The following is a 376-nucleotide window of genomic DNA, read 5'->3' on the forward strand; positions in this document are numbered from 1 at the left end:
CCTAAGAATTGGGGCACGTCTGTCATTTCAACGTCAGAATACAGTATTTTTACTGATTCGGCTCAAAACGATGGGTTACGTGTAAGAACCATTGAGATTAATGAACAATTTACTACAGATGCAACTAACTCTGATAATATCAAAAAAGCAGTTGCACAAAACTACGGGCATGTTTTACCGTTCGTTGCTGATTATCTTATTAAACGTGAAGATGAAGCCATTCAATGGTTTAAAGATGAACATCATTGGTTTAAAGATAAATTGAAGGATGAAACAAACAATACAGGTAAACGTATGTTTAAGCGTTATGCAGTTATTACAACATCTGCGAAAATATTAGGTCGTGTTTTAGCTACAGATATTGATATCGCTAAAA

Annotated in this window: 1 pseudogene; it reads left to right on the plus strand. The window is 34.3% G+C overall.

What is annotated here, in order from left to right:
- Positions 1-376 (plus strand): annotated as a pseudogene (locus tag HMPREF2578_RS11365) (hypothetical protein); the annotation flags it as partial.

The organism is Staphylococcus sp. HMSC072H03, assembly GCF_001809305.1.
Lineage (GTDB): Bacteria > Bacillota > Bacilli > Staphylococcales > Staphylococcaceae > Staphylococcus > Staphylococcus hominis.